Origin of the sequence: Pseudomonas sp. NPDC077186, from assembly GCF_044543505.1 — a bacterium.
Classification (GTDB): domain Bacteria; phylum Pseudomonadota; class Gammaproteobacteria; order Pseudomonadales; family Pseudomonadaceae; genus Aquipseudomonas.
Window position 1 is genome coordinate 495,025 of the sequence record NZ_JBITWE010000002.1, and the last position, 17,688, is coordinate 512,712.

Sequence of the window (17,688 nt, forward strand, 5' to 3'; positions counted from 1 at the left end):
TGATGTTCCCTGAAAGTAGGTTGGCGCTGAGCGCAGCGAAGCCCAACTCGGTCTGCTGCTGGGCTTCGCAAGCTCAGCCCCTGCCTACGCTTGCCAGAATTGCATAACGGCATCAGAGGGTCTCCGGCGCCAGCAACAGCGCCTCCAGTTCGGTGCCCACGCGCTCGGCGTCCAGGCCGTCGAAACAGGGCGTATGGCGATCGCCGCTGCCGGCGCCGGGGCCGCTGGCGCACAGGTGAACCTGGCTGCGCCCGTAGGCGCCGACCTTGCCCGGCAGGGTCGGGCCGTACAGCGAGATGCTCGGCACATCCAGCGCCGCGGCCAGGTGGCCGAGGCCGGTGTCCACCGCCACGCAGGCGCTGGCGCCGGCGATCACCTTGGCCACCCCGGCCAGGTTCAGCTTCGGCAGCACGGCGGCATGGGTCAGGCCGGCGACGATGCGCTCGGCGCGCGCCTTCTCCGTCTCGTTGCCCCAGGGCAGGCGCACCGCCCAGCCGAGGGCATCCATGCGCTCGGCCAGGGCGCGCCAGTCGGCCTCCGGCCAGTGCTTGCTGGCCCAGGTGGTGCCGTGCAGGAACAGCAGATAGGGCTGCGCGGCGCCGTCCGCCATCGCCGCGCGGTTCAGCCCGTAGTCGCCGGTGCCGGTCGGCAGCGGGTAATCCAGCGCCTGGGCGAACAGCTGGCGCACCCGCTCCAGCGCGTGCTGATCCTTGGCCACCGCGTAACGGCGGTCGTAGAAGCGGCTGGCCAGCGGCTCGCGCGCCGAATTGCGATCCAGCCCGGCCACCGGCGCCTTGACGTAACGGGTCAGCCAGGCGCTTTTCAGCAGGCCCTGGGCGTCGATCACCAGGTCGTAGCGGGTCTCGCCCAGGCGCTGCTTGCAGCGCTTCCACTCGCCGCTGCGCCAGGTGCGCAACGGATGCTGGCGCCAGCGGCGAATGGCCACCGGGATCACCTGGGCCACGGCCGGGTGCCAGGCGGGGATCTCGGCGAAGCCCTCCTCCACCACCCAGTCGAAGCGGATGCCGGGAATCGCCCGCGCCGCATCGGTCAGCGCCGGCAGGGTATGCACCACGTCGCCCAGCGACGAGGTCTTGACGATCAGTACCCGCACTACTCGACCTCGACCGGGTCGCCCACCAGGCGATCGAGGGCCTCGATCACCGGCCGCGGCTTGAGTTCGCGCAGGCAGTTGTAGTGGCCGAAGCGGCAGGTGCGGTCGAAGCAGGGGCTGCACTCCAGGCCCAGGCGGACGATCTCGACCTGGTCGGCCAAGGGCGGGGTGAACTGCGGCGAGGTGGAGCCGTAGACCGCCACCAGCGGCCGGTTGAGCGCCGCCGCCACGTGCATCAGCCCGGAATCGTTGGATACCACCGCGCCGGCCGCCGACATCAGGTCGATGGCCTCGGCCAGGCTGGTCTGTCCGGAGAGGTTGACCACCTCCTCGCGCAGCCCGGGAATCAGGCGCATGCGGATATCCTCGCCGCCGGCGTGGTCGTTCTTCGAGCCGAACAGCCACACCTGCCAGCCGGCGCGGATCTTGATCTCGGCCACCTTGGCGTAGTGCTCGGCCGGCCAGCGCTTGGCCTCGCCGAACTCGGCGCCGGGGCACAGCGCCAGCACCGGGCGATCCAGCTGCAGACCGAACTTGGCCAGCGCCGCCTGGCGACTGCCTTCATCGATTTGCAGGCGCGGCTGCGGATAGGGCCGAGGAATCTCGGCGCCATCGTCATAGGCCAGCGCCATAAAGCGCTCGATCATCAGCGGATAGCGGTCTTTGTCCAGCGTGCGGATATCGTTGAGCAGGCCGTAGCGCAGCTCGCCCTTCCAGCCGGTGCGCTGGGGGATGCCGGCGAACCAGGGCACCAGCGCGGATTTCAGCGAGTTGGGCAGCAGGATCGCCTGGTCGTACTGGCCGCCCAGCGACTTGCCGATGCGCCGGCGGGTGGCCAGCTCGAGCACGCCATGGCCGAGCGGCAGGCTCAGCGCGGCGCGCACCTCGGGCATGCGCTCAAGAATCGGCCGGCTCCAGTCGGGCGCCAGCACGTCGATCTCGCAGTCGGGATGGCGCCGTTTCAGACACTGGAACAGGGTCTGCGCCATTACCATGTCACCGACCCAACTGGGGCCGACAATCAGAATTTTCATACGGGCAATATCGGTAGGTTGGGTTGAGGAGCGAAGCGACGAAGCCCAACGGGCATGGCCTGGGTCGGCGCCATGTTGGGCTTCGCTGCGCTCGGCCCAACCTACGGGTCACTTCACCAGCGTGCGCCACTCGGCGTGAGCACTGGTCTTGCCGGTGACCAGGTCGAAGTAGGCTTTCTGCAGCTTCTCGGTGACCGGGCCGCGGCGGCCGATGCCGATCTGCCGGCCGTCGACTTCGCGGATCGGCGTGACTTCGGCGGCGGTGCCGGTGAAGAAGGCCTCGTCGGCGATATACACCTCGTCGCGGGTGATGCGCTTCTCCACCACCTTGATGCCCAGCTCGCCGGCCAGGGTCAGGATGGTGCTGCGGGTGATGCCATTGAGGCAGGAGGTGACTTCCGGGGTGTACACCACGCCGTCCTTGACCAGGAAGATGTTCTCGCCCGAACCCTCGGCCACGTAGCCTTCCGGATCCAGCAGCATGGCCTCGTCGGCGCCGCCGGAGATGGCCTCCTGCAGGGCCAGCATCGAGTTGATGTAGTTGCCGTTGGCCTTGGCGCGGGTCATGGAGATATTGACGTGGTGGCGGGTGAAGGAGCTGGTGCGCACCTTGATCCCGCTCTGCAGCGCCTCTTCGCCCATATAGGCGCCCCAATGCCAGGCGGCGACTATCACATGCACCTTGAGGCCGGAGGCGCGCAGGCCCATGCCTTCGCTGCCGAAGAACACCATCGGGCGCAGGTAGGCGCTTTCCAGGCCGTTCTCGCGCACCGCGGCGCGCTGCGCCTGGTTGATCTCTTCCTTGGAGAAGGGGATCTGCATGTTGAAGATGTGCGCCGAGTCGAACAGGCGGTCGGTGTGTGCCTGCAGGCGGAAGATCGCGGTGCCGTCCGGGGTGTTGTAGGCGCGCACGCCCTCGAACACGCCCATGCCGTAGTGCAGGGTGTGGGTCAGCACATGGGTGTTGGCTTCGCGCCACGGCACCAGCTCGCCGTCGTACCAGATCACGCCATCACGGTCGGACATCGACATCTTGCCTGCTCCTCAATTCGCTTCGCGGTTCAATCATGCTCGGGGCCATCGCCCCCGTTATTCAGCTCAGTTCCAGCTGCCGCCACAGGCGCATCACGGCGCGGCGTTCGGCCTGGAACTGATCGCCCGGCACCACCCCGGGCTGCTTCTGCAGCGCCTGGCGGTGGGCGGCCGAGCGGTAATTCTTGTAGACCTCGCGCAGCAGACCGGCATCCTCGGCGGACATCAGTCCGACCCGCTCCAGCCCTTCCAGAATGCGGATGTTGTCGGTGAACTCGAACAGCTGCGGGTGTTGCCACGACCAGGCCAGGGCCGCGTATTGCACCATAAATTCGATATCGACGATACCACCGGCATCCTGCTTCAGATCGAAGGAGGCCGTGGCCTCGAAGGCATTTTCCGCGGTGCCGGCGGCGGTGGCGCGGGTGCCGAGGTTGTCGCGCATCTTCGCCCGCATCTCGCTGACCTCGCTGCGTAGCGCGGCAATATCGCGCCGGCGGCCGAGCACCTCGCCGCGTACCCGGGCGAACTCGCCGGCCAGGCGCGGGCAGCCCACCAGCACCCGCGCGCGCACCAGCGCCTGGTGTTCCCAGGTCCAGGCCTCGCTCTCCTGGTAGCGCTGGAAAGCGCCGAGCGAGCTGACCAACAGCCCCGCCGCCCCCGACGGGCGCAGGCGCATGTCCACCTCGTACAGCGCGCCGGAGGTGGTCTGGGTGGTCAGCAGGTGGATGATGCGCTGGCCCAGGCGGGTGAAGAACTGCGCGCCGTCGATGGGCTTGGCGCCGTCGGTCTCGGCCTGCGGGTCGCCGTCGTGGATAAACACCAAGTCGAGATCGGAACCATGGCCGAACTCCAGGCCGCCGACCTTGCCGTAGCCGACGATGATGAAGTCCGGGTCGCAGAAGCTGCCGTCGGCGCGCCGCGGCCGGCCGTGGCGCTGCACCGTGTGCTGCCAGGCCAGCGCCAGCACCTGGTCGAGAATGGCCTCGGCCAGCCAGGTCAGGTAGTCCGAGACCTTCATCAAGGGCAGCGTGCCGGCGATCTCCGAGGCCGCCACGCGCAGGCTGTGCGCCAGCTTGAAGTGACGCAGCGCCTCCATCTGCTGCTCCAGGTCGTCCTCGGGGATGCGGATCAGCCGCTCGCGCAGCTCGGCGGCCAGCTCCGGCGCCAGCGGCGGGTGATACAGCCGACCCTCGTTGAGCAGCTCGTCGAGCAGCAGCGGGAAACGCGCGATCTGCTCGGCGATCCACGGGCTGGCGGCGCACAGGGCGATCAGCCGCTGCAATGCGCCGGGGTTCTCGGAGAGCAGCACCAGATAGGCCGAGCGCCGCGCGACCTTTTCCACCAGCGGCAGCACCCGTTCCAGCACCAGGTCCGGCGCCTCGTGCTCCACGGTCTGCGCCAGCAGGCGCGGCACGAAGGCATCCAGGCGCTCGCGACCGAGGCGCTGCATGGCGCGCACCTGCGGGCCGTTGCGCAGGTCGCCGAGGCGCTTGAGCGCGGTGGCCGGCTCGGCAAAACCGGCCTCCTGCAGCTGGCGGCAGGCGCCCTCCTCGTCCAGCGCCTCCTCCCACAGCGGCAGCCATTCGGCGCCGACGCAGGCCTCGCCGCCCTGCGCCTCGTCTTCGTCGGGGTCGGCGATCACCTGCTGGAAGTGCCACTCGATGCGCCCGCGCCAGTGCATCAGGCGCTCGTGGAATGCGCCCCAGTCGGCGAAGCCCATGATGGTCGCCACCCGCGCCTGGTCGCGCGCGTCGGCCGGCAGCATCTGCGTCTGCCGGTCGCCGATGCCCTGCAGGGCATGCTCGGTGTAGCGCAGGAACTCGTAACCCTCGCGCATCTCCGCCACCACCGCCGGTGGCAGGTAACCCTGACCCTCCAGGGTCGCCAGCACCTTGAGCAGCGGCCGCTGCTGCAAGCTGAGGTCGCGCCCGCCGTGGATCAGCTGGAAGGCCTGGGCGATGAACTCGATCTCGCGGATGCCGCCGGCGCCCAGCTTGATGTTCTCGCTCATGCCCTTGCGTCGCACCTCCTGCTGGATCAGCAGCTTCATCGCGCGTAGCGCCTCGATGGCGGAAAAATCCAGGTAACGGCGGTAGACGAAAGGCCGCAGCATCTCCAGCAGCTCGGCGCCGGCGGCCTGGTCGCCGCCGACCACGCGCGCCTTGATCATGGCGTAGCGCTCCCAGTCGCGGCCCTGGTCCTGGTAGTACTGCTCCAGCGCGTTGAAGCTGAACACCAGCGCGCCACTCGAACCATAAGGGCGCAGGCGCATATCGGTGCGGAACACGAAGCCGTCGACGGTGATGGCGTCCAGCGCCTTTATGAGTTTTTGCCCGAGGCGGATAAAGAACTCCTGGTTGTCCAACGGCCGCTTGACCCCCTCGGTCTCACCGCCTTCCGGGTAGCCGAAGATCAGGTCGATGTCCGAGGACAGGTTCAGCTCATGGGCGCCGAGCTTGCCCATGCCGAGGATCACCATGTGCTGCGGCTGGCCGCTGCGCCGGCCAATGGGCGTGCCGAACTGCGCGCAGTGGCGCGGATAGAGCCAGTAATAGGCCAGGTCGATGCAGGCATCGGCCAGGTCGGAGAGGTCGCGACAGGTCTCGCTCAGCGGCACCAGGCGAGCGATATCGCGCCAGATGATGCGCAGCTGCTGGCGGTTGCGGAAACGCCGCAGGCAACGCGCCAGCGCCTCCTCGTCGCCACACCCGGCCAACTGCTCGGCCAGCTGCCCGCGCAACTCGCCCGGCGCCAGGCTGCGCTCCAGTTCGCCGGACTCGCCCAGGGCGAGGAACATCGCCGGGTCGCGCTGCGCCTGCTCGGCGACGAAATCGCTGAGCGCCGCCACCCGTCGCCAGGCCTCGCGCCGCGGCGCCGGCCAGGTGCCCCACTGCGCGGGCAAGCCCTCATGCTCGGCCAGCACCGCCTGCAGCGACTGCTCGGCGCGCTCGGCCAGGGGGATCAGGGAGGGGGGCAACTCGACCGGCAACGGCAGGCTCATGGTCTATCCTTTTCGCGGACTGCCGGACGCATGGCGGGTTCACCCGGAACCCCGCTCCTGCGGGGCGCGCACGGCCGGCAGCGGCGCGGATTGTAGTTTTACTACTAAAGAATTGTATCCAGAGGGCTGAATCCGCCGTCGAAATGTAGTAAAACTACAAGCGGCCGGTCCTACCCCCGGTAAATCCAAGAATTCAACTCGCCCGCCCAAAAAGCCGGCGAGACCCAACTGGCCTCCGATTCTGGAAGCCTTTCCGCCCTGGAGCAAGCCATGCAAGACCTCGATCCGATCGAAACCCAGGAATGGCTGGACGCCCTTGAATCCGTCCTCGACCGTGAGGGTGAAGACCGTGCCCATTACCTGATGACCCGTATGGGCGAGTTGGCCACCCGCAGCGGTGCGCAACTGCCCTACGCGATCACCACGCCGTACCGCAACACCATCCCGGTCACCCACGAAGCGCGCATGCCGGGCGATCTGTTCATGGAGCGGCGCATCCGCTCGCTGGTGCGCTGGAACGCGCTGGCCATGGTAATGCGCACCAACCTGGACGATCCGGATCTGGGCGGCCACATTTCCAGCTTCGCCTCCTCGGCGACCCTGTACGACATCGGCTTCAACTACTTCTTCCAGGCCCCGACCGACGAACACGGCGGCGACCTGGTGTTCTATCAGGGCCACGCCAGCCCCGGCGTCTACGCCCGCGCCTTCATGGAAGGGCGCATCAGCGAAGAGCAGATGCAGAACTTCCGCCGCGAGGTGGACGGCAAGGGCCTGTCCTCCTACCCGCACCCCTGGCTGATGCCGGAGTTCTGGCAGTTCCCCACCGTGTCCATGGGTCTGGGCCCGATCCAGGCGATCTACCAGGCGCGCTTCATGAAGTACCTGGAAGCGCGCGGCTTTATCCCCGCGGGGAAACAAAAAGTTTGGTGCTTTATGGGCGACGGCGAGTGCGACGAGCCGGAATCCCTCGGCGCCATCTCCCTGGCCGGCCGCGAGAAGCTGGACAACCTGATCTTCGTCATCAACTGCAACCTGCAGCGCCTCGACGGCCCGGTACGCGGCAACGGCAAGATCATCCAGGAACTCGAAGGCGTGTTCCGCGGCGGCGGCTGGAACGTCAACAAGGTGGTCTGGGGCCGCTTCTGGGACCCGCTGTTCGCCAAGGACAAGGACGGCGCCCTGCAGCGTCGCATGGACGAGGTGGTCGACGGCGAGTACCAGAACTACAAGGCCAAAGACGGCGCCTACGTGCGCGACAACTTCTTCAACAGCCCGGAACTCAAGGAGATGGTCAAGGACCTCTCCGACGACGAGATCTGGAAGCTCAACCGTGGCGGCCACGACCCGTACAAGGTCTATGCGGCCTACCACCAGGCGGTCAACCACAGCGGCCAGCCCACCGTGATCCTGGCCAAGACCATCAAGGGCTACGGCACCGGCGCCGGTGAAGCGAAGAACACCGCGCACAACACCAAGAAGGTCGACGTCGACAGCCTGCGCCAGTTCCGCGACCGCTTCGACATCCCGGTCAAGGACGAGGAGCTGGAAAACCTGCCCTTCGTCAAGCCGGAGCCGGGCAGCCCCGAGTACAAGTACCTGCACGAGCGCCGCGCCGCCCTCGGCGGTTTCGTACCGCAGCGCCGGCCCAACAGCTTCAGCATCCCGACCCCGCCGCTGGATACCCTCAAGGCCATCCTCGACGGCTCCGGCGATCGCGAAATCTCCACCACCATGGCCTTCGTGCGCATCCTCGCGCAGTTGGTCAAGGACAAGGAGCTGGGTCAGCGCATCGTGCCGATCATCCCGGACGAGGCGCGTACCTTCGGCATGGAAGGCATGTTCCGCCAGCTCGGCATCTACTCCTCGGTCGGCCAGCTGTACGAGCCGGTGGATAAAGACCAGGTGATGTTCTACCGCGAGGACAAGAAGGGCCAGATCCTCGAGGAAGGCATCAACGAGGCCGGCGCCATGAGCTCCTTCATCGCCGCCGGTACCTCCTACTCCAACCACAACCAGCCGATGCTGCCGTTCTACATCTTCTACTCGATGTTCGGCTTCCAGCGCATCGGCGACCTGGCCTGGGCGGCCGGCGACAGCCGTACCCGCGGCTTCCTCATCGGCGGCACCGCCGGGCGTACCACGCTCAACGGCGAGGGCCTGCAGCACGAGGACGGCCACAGCCACCTGATGGCCGCGACCATCCCCAACTGCCGCACCTACGACCCGACCTACGGCTACGAGCTGGCGGTGATCATCCGCGAGGGCACCCGGCAGATGATCGAGGAGCAGCAGAACGTCTTCTACTACATCACCGTGATGAACGAGTCCTACCAGCAGCCGGCCATGCCGGAAGGCGTCGAGACCGGCATCATCAAGGGCATGTACCTGCTCGAGGAAGACAAGAAGGAGGCCGCCCATCACGTGCAGCTGCTGGGCAGCGGCACCATCCTGCGCGAAGTGCGCGAGGCGGCGAAGATCCTGCGCGAGGAGTTCAACATCGGCGCCGACGTGTGGAGCGTCACCAGCTTCAACGAGCTGCGCCGCGACGGCCTCGCAGTGGAACGCATCAACCGTCTGCACCCGGGGCAGAAGCCCAAGCAGGCCTACATCGAGCAGTGCCTGTCCGGGCGCAAGGGCCCGGTGGTGGCCAGCACCGACTACATGAAGCTGTTCGCCGAGCAGGTGCGCCAGTGGGTGCCGAGCAAGGAGTACAAGGTACTGGGCACCGACGGCTTCGGCCGCAGCGACAGCCGCAAGAAGCTGCGTCACTTCTTCGAGGTGGATCGCCACTGGGTCGTCCTGGCCGCCCTGGAAGCCCTGGTGGACCGCGGCGAGATCGAAGCCAAGGTGCTGGCCGACGCCATCGCCAAGTTCGGCATCGATCCCGATAAAGCCAACCCCCTGGACTGCTAAGGAGCGTAGCGATGAGTGAATTGATTCGCGTACCCGACATCGGCAGCGGTGAGGGTGAAGTTATCGAGTTGTTCGTCAAGGTCGGCGACCGTATCGAAGCCGACCAGAGCCTGCTGACCCTGGAGTCGGACAAGGCCAGCATGGAAATCCCGGCGCCCAAGGCCGGCGTGGTCAAGGAACTGAAGGTCAAGCTCGGCGACCGCCTGAAAGAGGGCGACGAGTTGCTGGTGCTGGAAGTCGAAGGCGGCGCCGAGGCGGCGCCTGCGGCCAAGGTCGAAGCCGCCCCGGCCGAGGCCCCCAAGGCTGCCGCCGCACCCGCTCCGGCCGCTGCTCCGGCGCCGGCCGCCGCTGCCACCAGCAGCGTGCAGGACGTGCACGTGCCGGACATCGGCACCGACGGCAAGGTCAAGGTCATCGAAGTCCTGGTCAAGGCCGGCGACAGCATCGAAGCCGACCAGTCGCTGATCACCCTCGAGTCCGACAAGGCCAGCATGGAAATCCCCTCGCCGGCCGCCGGCGTGGTGGAGGAAGTGCTGGTCAAGCTGGATTCCGAAGTCGGCACCGGCGACCTGATCATCAAGCTCAAGGTGGCCGGTAGCGCGCCGGCCGCACCGGCCGCGGCGCCCGCCGCCGCGCCGGCCAGCCAGGAGGTGCACCGCGTGCCGGAAGGCGCCGCACCGGAAGTGGCCGCCGAAGTGCGCGCCATCGCCGCGCTGTCGGCCGCCGCCGCCGAAGTTGCCAATGCACCCAAGCGCGACGCCGCCAAGGTGCACGCCGGGCCTGCCGTACGCATGACCGCGCGCGACTTCGGCGTCGACCTGGCCGACATCACCGGCACCGGACCGAAAGGCCGCATCCTCAAGGAAGACGTGCAGGCCTACGTCAAGGCCATGATGAGCAAGGCCAAGGCCGCGCCCGAGGCGGGTGTCGCCACCGGCGGTGCCGGCATCCCGCCGATCCCGGCGGTGGACTTCAGCAAGTTCGGCGAAATCGAGGAAGTGGCGATGACCCGCCTGATGCAGGTCGGCGCCGCCAACCTGCACCGCAGCTGGCTCAACGTGCCGCACGTGACCCAGTTCGAGTCGGCCGACATCACCGAGCTGGAAGCCTTCCGCGTGGCGCAGAAGGCCGTGGCCGAGAAGGCCGGGGTCAAGCTCACCGTGCTGCCGCTGCTGCTCAAGGCCTGCGCCCACCTGCTCAAGGAGCTGCCGGACTTCAACAGTTCGCTGGCCCCCAGCGGCAAGGCGATCATCCGCAAGAAGTACGTGCATATCGGCTTCGCCGTGGATACCCCGGACGGTCTGCTGGTGCCGGTGATCAAGAACGTCGACCAGAAGAGCCTGCTGCAGCTTGCTGGCGAAGCCGCCGCCCTGGCGGAGAAGGCGCGCAACAAGAAGCTGTCGGCCGACGACATGCAGGGCGCCTGCTTCACCATCTCCAGCCTCGGTCATATCGGCGGCACCGGCTTCACGCCGATCGTCAACGCGCCTGAGGTGGCGATTCTCGGCGTGAGCAAGGCGAGCATGCAGCCGGTATGGGACGGCAAGGCCTTCCAGCCGCGCCTGATGCTGCCGCTGTCACTGTCCTACGACCACCGGGTGATCAACGGCGCCGCCGCCGCTCGCTTCACCCAGCGCCTGTCGCAGCTGCTGGCGGATATCCGCACCATGCTGCTGTAAGGCCGCGCACCACCTTTCGAGCACGCCACGCTCGTATCCTCAACCCCGCCCGTTCAGGCGGGGTTTTTTTTGACTATGTTCCAGCCACAAGGGCCGCAACACAGGCGGCTTCCCGTTGCGCGCGCCCGGCAACGCTGCCGTTCAGCCCCTCTGCACGTTACGAATCAGAAAGCTCAGACCGTAGGTTGGGTTGAGGCGCGCAGCGCCGAAGCCCAACGCGCCGCACGCGGGTGGTTGGGCTTCGCTACGCTCAGCGCCAACCTACCGGCGAGCGGGCCGCCGTTCAGCCCTTCTGCACGTTGCGAATCAGAAAGCTCAGCGCCTTGGCCAGCTCGGCCGCGCCCTGGTGATCGCGCAGGATGCTCAGCAGCGGGCTGCCGTCGCCGGGGTTGATCAGCACGCAGCGAATGCCGCCGGCCGGGCATTCGTAGCGAATAAAGGGATCGACGCCGAACACCGACACGCGCCGGTTGCGCACGGCGATAGCGGTGCCCTCGGCGCCGCGACTCTCCTCGCGCAGGATCAGCTCGCCGGGCGCGCCGATGCCGATGCGGTAGAGCAGATCCTGACGCTGCGCCTGGCCGACCTGGTAGGCGGCGCGCAGCGCATAGGTGTCGAGCAGCGCATTGCTGTGGGCGAGCAGTGCCTGGCGCTCGTCGGTGGTCAGGTACAGGCGCTTGAGCCCGTCCAGATAGGCCGTCTGCTCGGCGCCCTGCAGCCCGGCGGCCGCTTCGGCGTCGGCGGCAATCGCCGGCGCGGCAGCGAACAGCGCGGCCAGCAGGCTCAGGGCCATCAGTTTTCTTGTCAGTATCGATTGCATGATGCACCCTTGCCGAACGCTATAGTGAAGTAGGCCTGAGCCCGAGCCTCCGTCCGCACCGCCACTGCCACTGCCCCAGGCAGCGGCGGCCCCGTACCGAGAACGGATGCCTCGCCTGGTCAGCATACTGGAAGCCCGCCGCCCAATGAAAAGCCATCCCGATGCCGGCACCCGTTCGGCAGCCGAGGTTGTGACGCAGTTGCCAGTGCCCTCGCGGCTCGGCATGTTGCGTTTCGAGCGCTTGAACGAGCCGAGCTGGGCCCTGCTGTTTCTCGATCCCGCCTGCGAACGCCAGCTCGGCATCAGCGCCAGCGACCTGTGCGCCCTGGTCGATGCCCCCTACGCCAGCCTGATGGAGCCCGAGGCGCGCTACCGCCTGCACGACGCCATCCAGCAGCAGCTGCTGCAGGGCCCGCACTACCTGGTGCGCTATACCCTGCACACGCCGCAGGGCGCGCTCAACCTGCTGGAGGTGGGCGAGCCCTTCAAGCAGCGCAACCGCCAGCTGCTGCGCGGCTACCTGCTGGTGGCGGACGAGAGCCTGAGCCAGTACAGCCCGCCCGAGCAGGCGCTGCAGGCACAGAACCAGCAGCTGCGCAGCTCGCTGCAGCAGTACCAGCGCGCCCAGGACGACCACCTGCAACACCTGGTGCGTTCGCGCACCCAGCAGCGCCTGATCGTGCGCCTGGCGCGCCAGCGCTACGTCTCCAGCGACCCGCTGCTGGAGGCCGCCGAGCTGATCACCCAGGCTGCCTGCGAGGTCTACGGCGTGGCCCGCGCCGGCCTGTGGAAGCTCGGCAGCCACAGCCTGGAGTCGCTGACCCTGTACCGCCGCGACCTGGATCGCCACGAACGCCTGGCCGATATCGACGCGCGCGCCTTCCCGCGCTATCTGGAGGCGCTGCACAGCGGCCGCGCCATCGACGCCCACGACGCCCTGCACGACCCGCGCACCGCCGAGCTGAGCGCCAGCTACCTGCAGCCGCTGGGCATCGGCGCCATGCTCGACGCCGGGGTGCGCGTCGACGGCGAGGTGGTCGGCGTGCTGTGCCTGGAACACAGCGGCGGCCCGCGCACCTGGCAGGCCGACGAGATCGCCTTCGCCGGCGAGCTGGCCGACCAGTACGCGCAGGTGCTGATCGGCCAGCAGAAGCGCAGCGCCACCCATGCCCTGCACCTGTTCCAGCGCGCGGTGGAACAGAGCGCCAGCGCCTTCCTGCTGGTCGACCGCGACGGCCGCGTGGAATACGTCAACCCCAGCTTCACCGCCATCACCCTGTACAGCGGCGACGAGGTCTGCGGCCGGCGCCTGTCCGAGCTGCCGGCGCTGGCCAACCTCAGCGACCTGCTGTTCGACGCCCACTCCAGCCTGGCCGAGCACAACAGCTGGCAGGGCGAGTTCCGCAGCCGACGCAAGAACCAGGAGCCCTACTGGGGCCACCTTTCGATCTCCAAGGTGTACGGCGACGACGGCGAGCTGACCCACTACATCGGCATCTACGAGGACATCAGCGAGGCCAAGCTGGCCCAGCAGCGCATCGAACGCCTGGCCTACACCGACAACCTGACCAACCTGGGCAACCGCCTGGCCTTCATCCGCAGCCTCGAGGAGCGCTTCGCGCGCAGCCCGCCGCCGCCGCTGGGGCTGCTGCTGGTGGACATCGACAACTTCAAGCGGATCAACGACAGCCTCGGCCACCAGACCGGCGACAAGCTGCTCTCGGCCCTGGCCCGGCGCCTGCGCAACAGCCTCGGCGCCAAGGGCAGCCTGGCGCGCTTCGCCAGCAACGAGTTCGCCATCCTCCTCGACGGCGGCGACCAGGAGGCCGCCCAGCGCATCGCCCAGCAGGTGCTGCAGACCCTGGACAAGCCGCTGTTCGTCGACAACCAGCTGATCAGCATCACCGGCTCGGTCGGCCTGGCCCTGGCGCCGCAGCACGGCGACGACCCGCAGACCCTGATGAAGCACGCCGGTCTCGCCCTGCACAAGGCCAAGGCCAACGGCAAGCACCAGGTGCAGCTGTTCACCGAGGCGCTCAACGCCGAGGCCAACTACAAGCTGTTCGTCGAGAACAACCTGCGCCGCGCCCTGACCCAGAGCGAGCTGGAGGTGTTCTACCAGCCCAAGCTGTGCCTCAAGAGCGGCCAGCTGCTGGGCATGGAGGCGCTGCTGCGCTGGCACCATCCGGAGAAGGGCATGATCCGCCCCGACCAGTTCATCAGCGTGGCCGAGGAAACCGGGCTGATCATCCCCATCGGCAAGTGGGTGGTGCGCCAGGCCTGCCGCATGAGCAAGCAGCTCAGCGCCATCGGCCTGGGCGAGCTGCAGGTGGCAATTAACCTGTCGCCCAAGCAGTTCTCCGACCCGGACCTGGTCGGCTCCATCGCCGCCATCCTCCACGAGGAACAGCTCGAACCCCGGCTGCTGGAGCTGGAACTGACCGAGAGCCTGCTGCTCGACGCCACCGACGACACCCGCCACCAACTCGGCCGCCTGAAGAGCCTGGGCCTGACCCTGGCGATGGACGACTTCGGCACCGGCTACTCCTCGCTGAGCTACCTGAAGAAGTTCCCCATCGACGTGATCAAGATCGATCGCAGCTTTATCAAGGACATTCCCGACAACCAGGACGACATGGAAATCACCTCGGCGGTGATCGCCATGGCCCATAACCTCAAGCTCAAGGTGGTCGCCGAAGGCATCGAGACCGCCGCCCAGCTCGCTTTCCTCCGCCGCCAGCAGTGCGACGTCGGCCAGGGCTACCTGTTCGACAAGCCGATTCCCGGCCGCGAGCTGATCGACAGCCTGCGCCGCTACCCCTGCCGGCCGGCACCCACATCCGACCAGCGGACGTAACGCGCCACGCCGCGCCTGGTCCACTGCTTGCCCACTTTCAGGAGACCGCCATGGTTCTGCGTTCCCAGATACTCGCCCACAAACTCGAGCTGCCCAGCGTCGAGCAGGCCCTGCCCGGCCGCAGCGAGGCCCTGCCGGTGCCGGCGGCGCACCATGTCAACGGCCACCCGCTCAAGCCGCCCTTCCCCGCCGGCCTGCAGCAGGCGGTATTCGGCCTCGGCTGCTTCTGGGGCGCCGAGCGGCGTTTCTGGCAACAGCCCGGGGTGTACAGCACCGCGGTGGGCTACGCCGGCGGCCATACGCCGAACCCGACCTACGAGGAAACCTGCTCCGGGCTGACCGGGCATACCGAGGCGGTGCTGGTGGTGTTCGACCCGCGGCAGACCAGCTTCGAGGCCCTGCTCAAGGTGTTCTGGGAGGCGCACGACCCCACCCAGGGCATGCGCCAGGGCAACGACCGCGGCAGCCAGTATCGCTCGGCCATCTATTGCCAGGGCGCGGCGCAACTGGCCGCCGCCCGCGCCAGCCAGGCGCGCTTCCAGGCCGAGCTGGACAAGGCCGGGCTCGGCGCGATCACCACCGAGATCCGCGAGGCGCCGCCGTTCTACTACGCCGAGGCCTATCACCAGCAGTACCTGGCGAAGAACCCGAACGGTTATTGCGGCCTGGGCGGCACCGGGGTATGCCTGCCCTAAAAGCAGCGGCAAGCGACAAGCTTCAAGCCCAACGGCTGCGATAGGCCGTCGGGCGGAGTGCTGCGCACTCCCTGTTGGGCTTCGCTACGCTCAGCGCCAACCTACGGGGATCCCGTCCACACCAGCCCGTAGGTTGGGTTGAGGAGCCTGCGACGAAGCCCAACGGTGCGGTAGGCGGTCGGGCGGAGTGCTGCGCACTCCCTGTTGGGCGTCGCTGCGCTCAGCGCCAACCTACGGGGATCCCGTCCACGCCAGCCCGTAGGTTGGGTTGAGGAGCCTGCGACGAAGCCCAACGGCTGCGATAGGCCGTCGGGCGGAGTGCTGCGCATTCCCTGTTGGGCTTCGCTGCGCTCAGCGCCAACCTACGGGGATCCCGTCCACGCCAGCCCGTAGGTTGGGTTGAGGAGCCTGCGACGAAGCCCAACGGCTGCGGTAGGCCGTCGGGCGGAGTGCTGCGCACTCCCTGTTGGGCTTCGCTGCGCTCAGCGCCAACCTACGGGAACCCCGTGGGTTACGCGACGCGCCACGCCAGCGGGTAGAGCGTACTCGGCTTTGGCTTCCTGCGTCGCTCCACCTCCTGCATCCATGCAGTCGTCGCGGAGCAGTACGCCAATGGCGTTTCGATGGGGCGTTGCAGTGCCGAGCTGGGCATGGCCCGGCAGACTGTTCGCTGCGCGACGAGCGGCCGGCGTCCCGGTCGGCCCTACGGAGTTGCAACCGCTTTTAGCTCTTGCTTGAAGCTTATGGCTTGCCGCTTGCCGCTTCTTCTATCAGCCAATCCAGGCGCCAGCCGCCCAGGCTCTGGCCGAGCGCATCGGCCAGCCAGGGCAGCAGCTGCCTGAGCTCGTCTTCCAGGCCCCAGGGCGGGTTGCTGATCACCAGCCCCGAGCCGGTCAGGCGCGTGGCATCGTCCGGCGCGTGCACGTACAGCTCGGCGCGCAGCAGCTTGGGCGCAGCGCTCTTTTGCAGGTCCCGGTAGAAACGTGCCAGCTGACGCTCGTCCTTGATCGGATACCAGATCGCGACGATGGCCTGGCGCATGCGGCCGTGCGCCTCGTTCAAGGCCTCGACGCAGCGCTGCAGTTCGTCGGCCTGCTCGAACGGCGGGTCGATCAGCAGCAGCACGCGCTTCTCGCGGGTCGGCAGCAGCGCCCGCGGCACGTGCCAGCCCTCGCCCAGGTGCACCGCTACGCGGCGGTCGCCGCGCATGTTGTCCTTGAGCAGGCGGCCGTCTTCCGGGTGTTTCTCGTTCAGCTGCAGGCGATCCTGCTCGCGGCTGAGCAGGCGCGCCAGCTCCGGCGAACCGGGGTAGTAGCGCAGCTCGCCGTCCGGGTTCATCGCCCGCACCACTTCCAGGTAGGCCTCCACCGCATCCGGCAGCTGCGCGGCCTGCCACAGGCGGCCGACGCCCTCCAGCCATTCGCCGGTGCGGCTGGCTTGATCGCCCTGCAGGTCGTAGAGGCCGATGCCGGCGTGGCTGTCGAGGTAGGCGAACGGCGCCTCCTTGCGCGACAGCAGGGCGATCAGGCGGGTCAGCACCAGGTGCTTGAGCACGTCGGCGTGGTTGCCGGCGTGGAAGGCGTGGCGGTAGTTCATGGATGTCTCCGAAGCGGTCGCCAAGTTTACCCGCTGAGCGGGCTTTGCGCGCGCATCAGCTCCAGCAGCAGCGCCAGCGGCGGGTGCTCGCCGGCATCGCGGCGGCGCGCCAGCAGCGTGGTGGTCGCGCCGAACTCCGCGGCGATGGCCTGGTACTGCACCAGGTGCACACGCGGGTGGCGCTCGAGCAGGCTGCGCGGCAGCAGGCCGATGCCCATGCCGGCGGCGATGCCGGCGAAAATCGCGTCGATCGAGCCGTAGCTCTGCCGCGCCGCCACCTGCAACCCGCGGCCGACCACCCAGCGCTCCAGGCGCTCGCGATAGTGACAGCCCTCGGGAAAGCCCAGCAGGGTCTGCGGCCGCGTCGCCAGACTGTCGGCATCCTGCGTCGGCGGCAGCACCAGCATCAGTTCCTCCTGCCAGATCGGCAGGCACTCGAGCTGCGGATGCTCGAACGGCCCGCCGATCAATCCGGCGTCCAGCTCCCCGGCCAGCACGCCCTCCACCAGGCGCCGGCTCGGCCCGGTGCTGAGCTGCAGGTTGACCCGCGGCGCCCGCTGGTGGAAAGCCGCGAGCAGCTCCGGCAGACGCACGGCCGCGGTGGTTTCCATCGAGCCCAGGCGCAGGTCGCCACTCCAGATATCCTCCTGCACGCTGCGCCAGGCCGTCTGGCAGAGCCGTTCCAGATGCTCGGCGTGGGGCAGCAGGCGCTCGCCGGCCGGGGTCAGACGCAGGCGCTGGCCCTGACGCAGGAACAACCGGGTGTCGAGTTGCTGCTCCAGCTGGCGCAGGCGCGCCGAGACGTTCGACGGCACGCAGCTCAGACGCAGGCCGGCGGCGCTCAGCGAACCCTCGCGCGCCACGGCGAGGAAATAGCGGAACAACTGCGGATTGAGTCGCTGCCAGGCGCCCATAAACATCACCAGAAGTGAAAAATGAAA

Annotated in this window: 11 protein-coding genes; 4 read left to right on the forward strand and 7 right to left on the reverse strand. The window is 68.1% G+C overall.

Going from position 1 to position 17,688, the window contains the following annotated elements:
- Positions 1-112: 112 nt before the first annotated feature.
- The 4 genes from waaC to glnE all read right to left on the reverse strand — a co-directional run bounded on the left by waaC (position 113) and on the right by glnE (position 6,184).
- A complete protein-coding gene (gene waaC, locus ACIGKL_RS10900) occupies positions 113-1,114 on the reverse strand; it encodes a lipopolysaccharide heptosyltransferase I (RefSeq protein ID WP_397486649.1) in 1,002 nt (333 codons plus the stop codon).
- The gene (waaF, locus tag ACIGKL_RS10905) at positions 1,114-2,148 is read right to left on the reverse strand and encodes a lipopolysaccharide heptosyltransferase II (RefSeq protein ID WP_397486650.1); all 1,035 of its coding nucleotides are present in this window, start codon (positions 2,146-2,148) and stop codon (positions 1,114-1,116) included. Before waaF ends, waaC begins: the two co-directional genes overlap by 1 nt.
- Positions 2,149-2,256: 108 nt before the next feature.
- Complete coding sequence (locus ACIGKL_RS10910) at positions 2,257-3,180, reverse strand: branched-chain amino acid transaminase (RefSeq protein ID WP_397486651.1); 924 nt, start codon at positions 3,178-3,180, stop codon at positions 2,257-2,259.
- 61 nt (positions 3,181-3,241) lie between these two features.
- Positions 3,242-6,184 (reverse strand): bifunctional [glutamate--ammonia ligase]-adenylyl-L-tyrosine phosphorylase/[glutamate--ammonia-ligase] adenylyltransferase, encoded by a 2,943-nt coding sequence (gene glnE / locus ACIGKL_RS10915; protein WP_397486652.1) that lies wholly within the window; start codon positions 6,182-6,184, stop codon positions 3,242-3,244.
- A 270-nt stretch (positions 6,185-6,454) separates the two neighbouring features.
- Between glnE and aceE the strand changes: the two genes are divergently transcribed.
- Positions 6,455-9,100, forward strand: a complete 2,646-nt coding sequence (aceE, locus tag ACIGKL_RS10920; RefSeq protein ID WP_397486653.1) for a pyruvate dehydrogenase (acetyl-transferring), homodimeric type — start codon at positions 6,455-6,457, stop codon at positions 9,098-9,100.
- Between the two features lie 11 nt (positions 9,101-9,111).
- Complete coding sequence (aceF, locus tag ACIGKL_RS10925) at positions 9,112-10,779, forward strand: dihydrolipoyllysine-residue acetyltransferase (protein ID WP_397486654.1); 1,668 nt, start codon at positions 9,112-9,114, stop codon at positions 10,777-10,779.
- 283 nt (positions 10,780-11,062) lie between these two features.
- Here aceF and ACIGKL_RS10930 read toward each other — a convergent pair whose 3' ends face one another.
- Complete coding sequence (locus ACIGKL_RS10930; protein WP_397486655.1) at positions 11,063-11,572, reverse strand: hypothetical protein; 510 nt, start codon at positions 11,570-11,572, stop codon at positions 11,063-11,065.
- A 172-nt stretch (positions 11,573-11,744) separates the two neighbouring features.
- On the opposite strand from ACIGKL_RS10930, the gene ACIGKL_RS10935 reads away from it, so the two are divergent.
- Both ACIGKL_RS10935 and msrA read left to right on the forward strand, forming a co-directional pair.
- Entirely contained in the window at positions 11,745-14,456 is a 2,712-nt protein-coding gene (locus ACIGKL_RS10935) for a putative bifunctional diguanylate cyclase/phosphodiesterase (RefSeq protein WP_397486656.1), read from the forward strand.
- A gap of 50 nt (positions 14,457-14,506) precedes the next feature.
- Positions 14,507-15,151 carry a peptide-methionine (S)-S-oxide reductase MsrA gene (gene msrA, locus ACIGKL_RS10940; RefSeq protein ID WP_397486657.1) on the forward strand — a complete coding sequence of 215 codons (645 nt, stop codon included), beginning with the start codon at positions 14,507-14,509 and terminating at the stop codon, positions 15,149-15,151.
- 741 nt (positions 15,152-15,892) lie between these two features.
- Here msrA and ACIGKL_RS10945 read toward each other — a convergent pair.
- Complete coding sequence (locus tag ACIGKL_RS10945) at positions 15,893-16,747, reverse strand: 23S rRNA (adenine(2030)-N(6))-methyltransferase RlmJ (protein ID WP_397486658.1); 855 nt, start codon at positions 16,745-16,747, stop codon at positions 15,893-15,895.
- Between the two features lie 26 nt (positions 16,748-16,773).
- Positions 16,774-17,661, reverse strand: coding sequence for a LysR substrate-binding domain-containing protein (locus ACIGKL_RS10950; protein WP_397486659.1), 888 nt, complete (start codon positions 17,659-17,661; stop codon positions 16,774-16,776).
- Positions 17,662-17,688 lie beyond the last annotated feature (27 nt).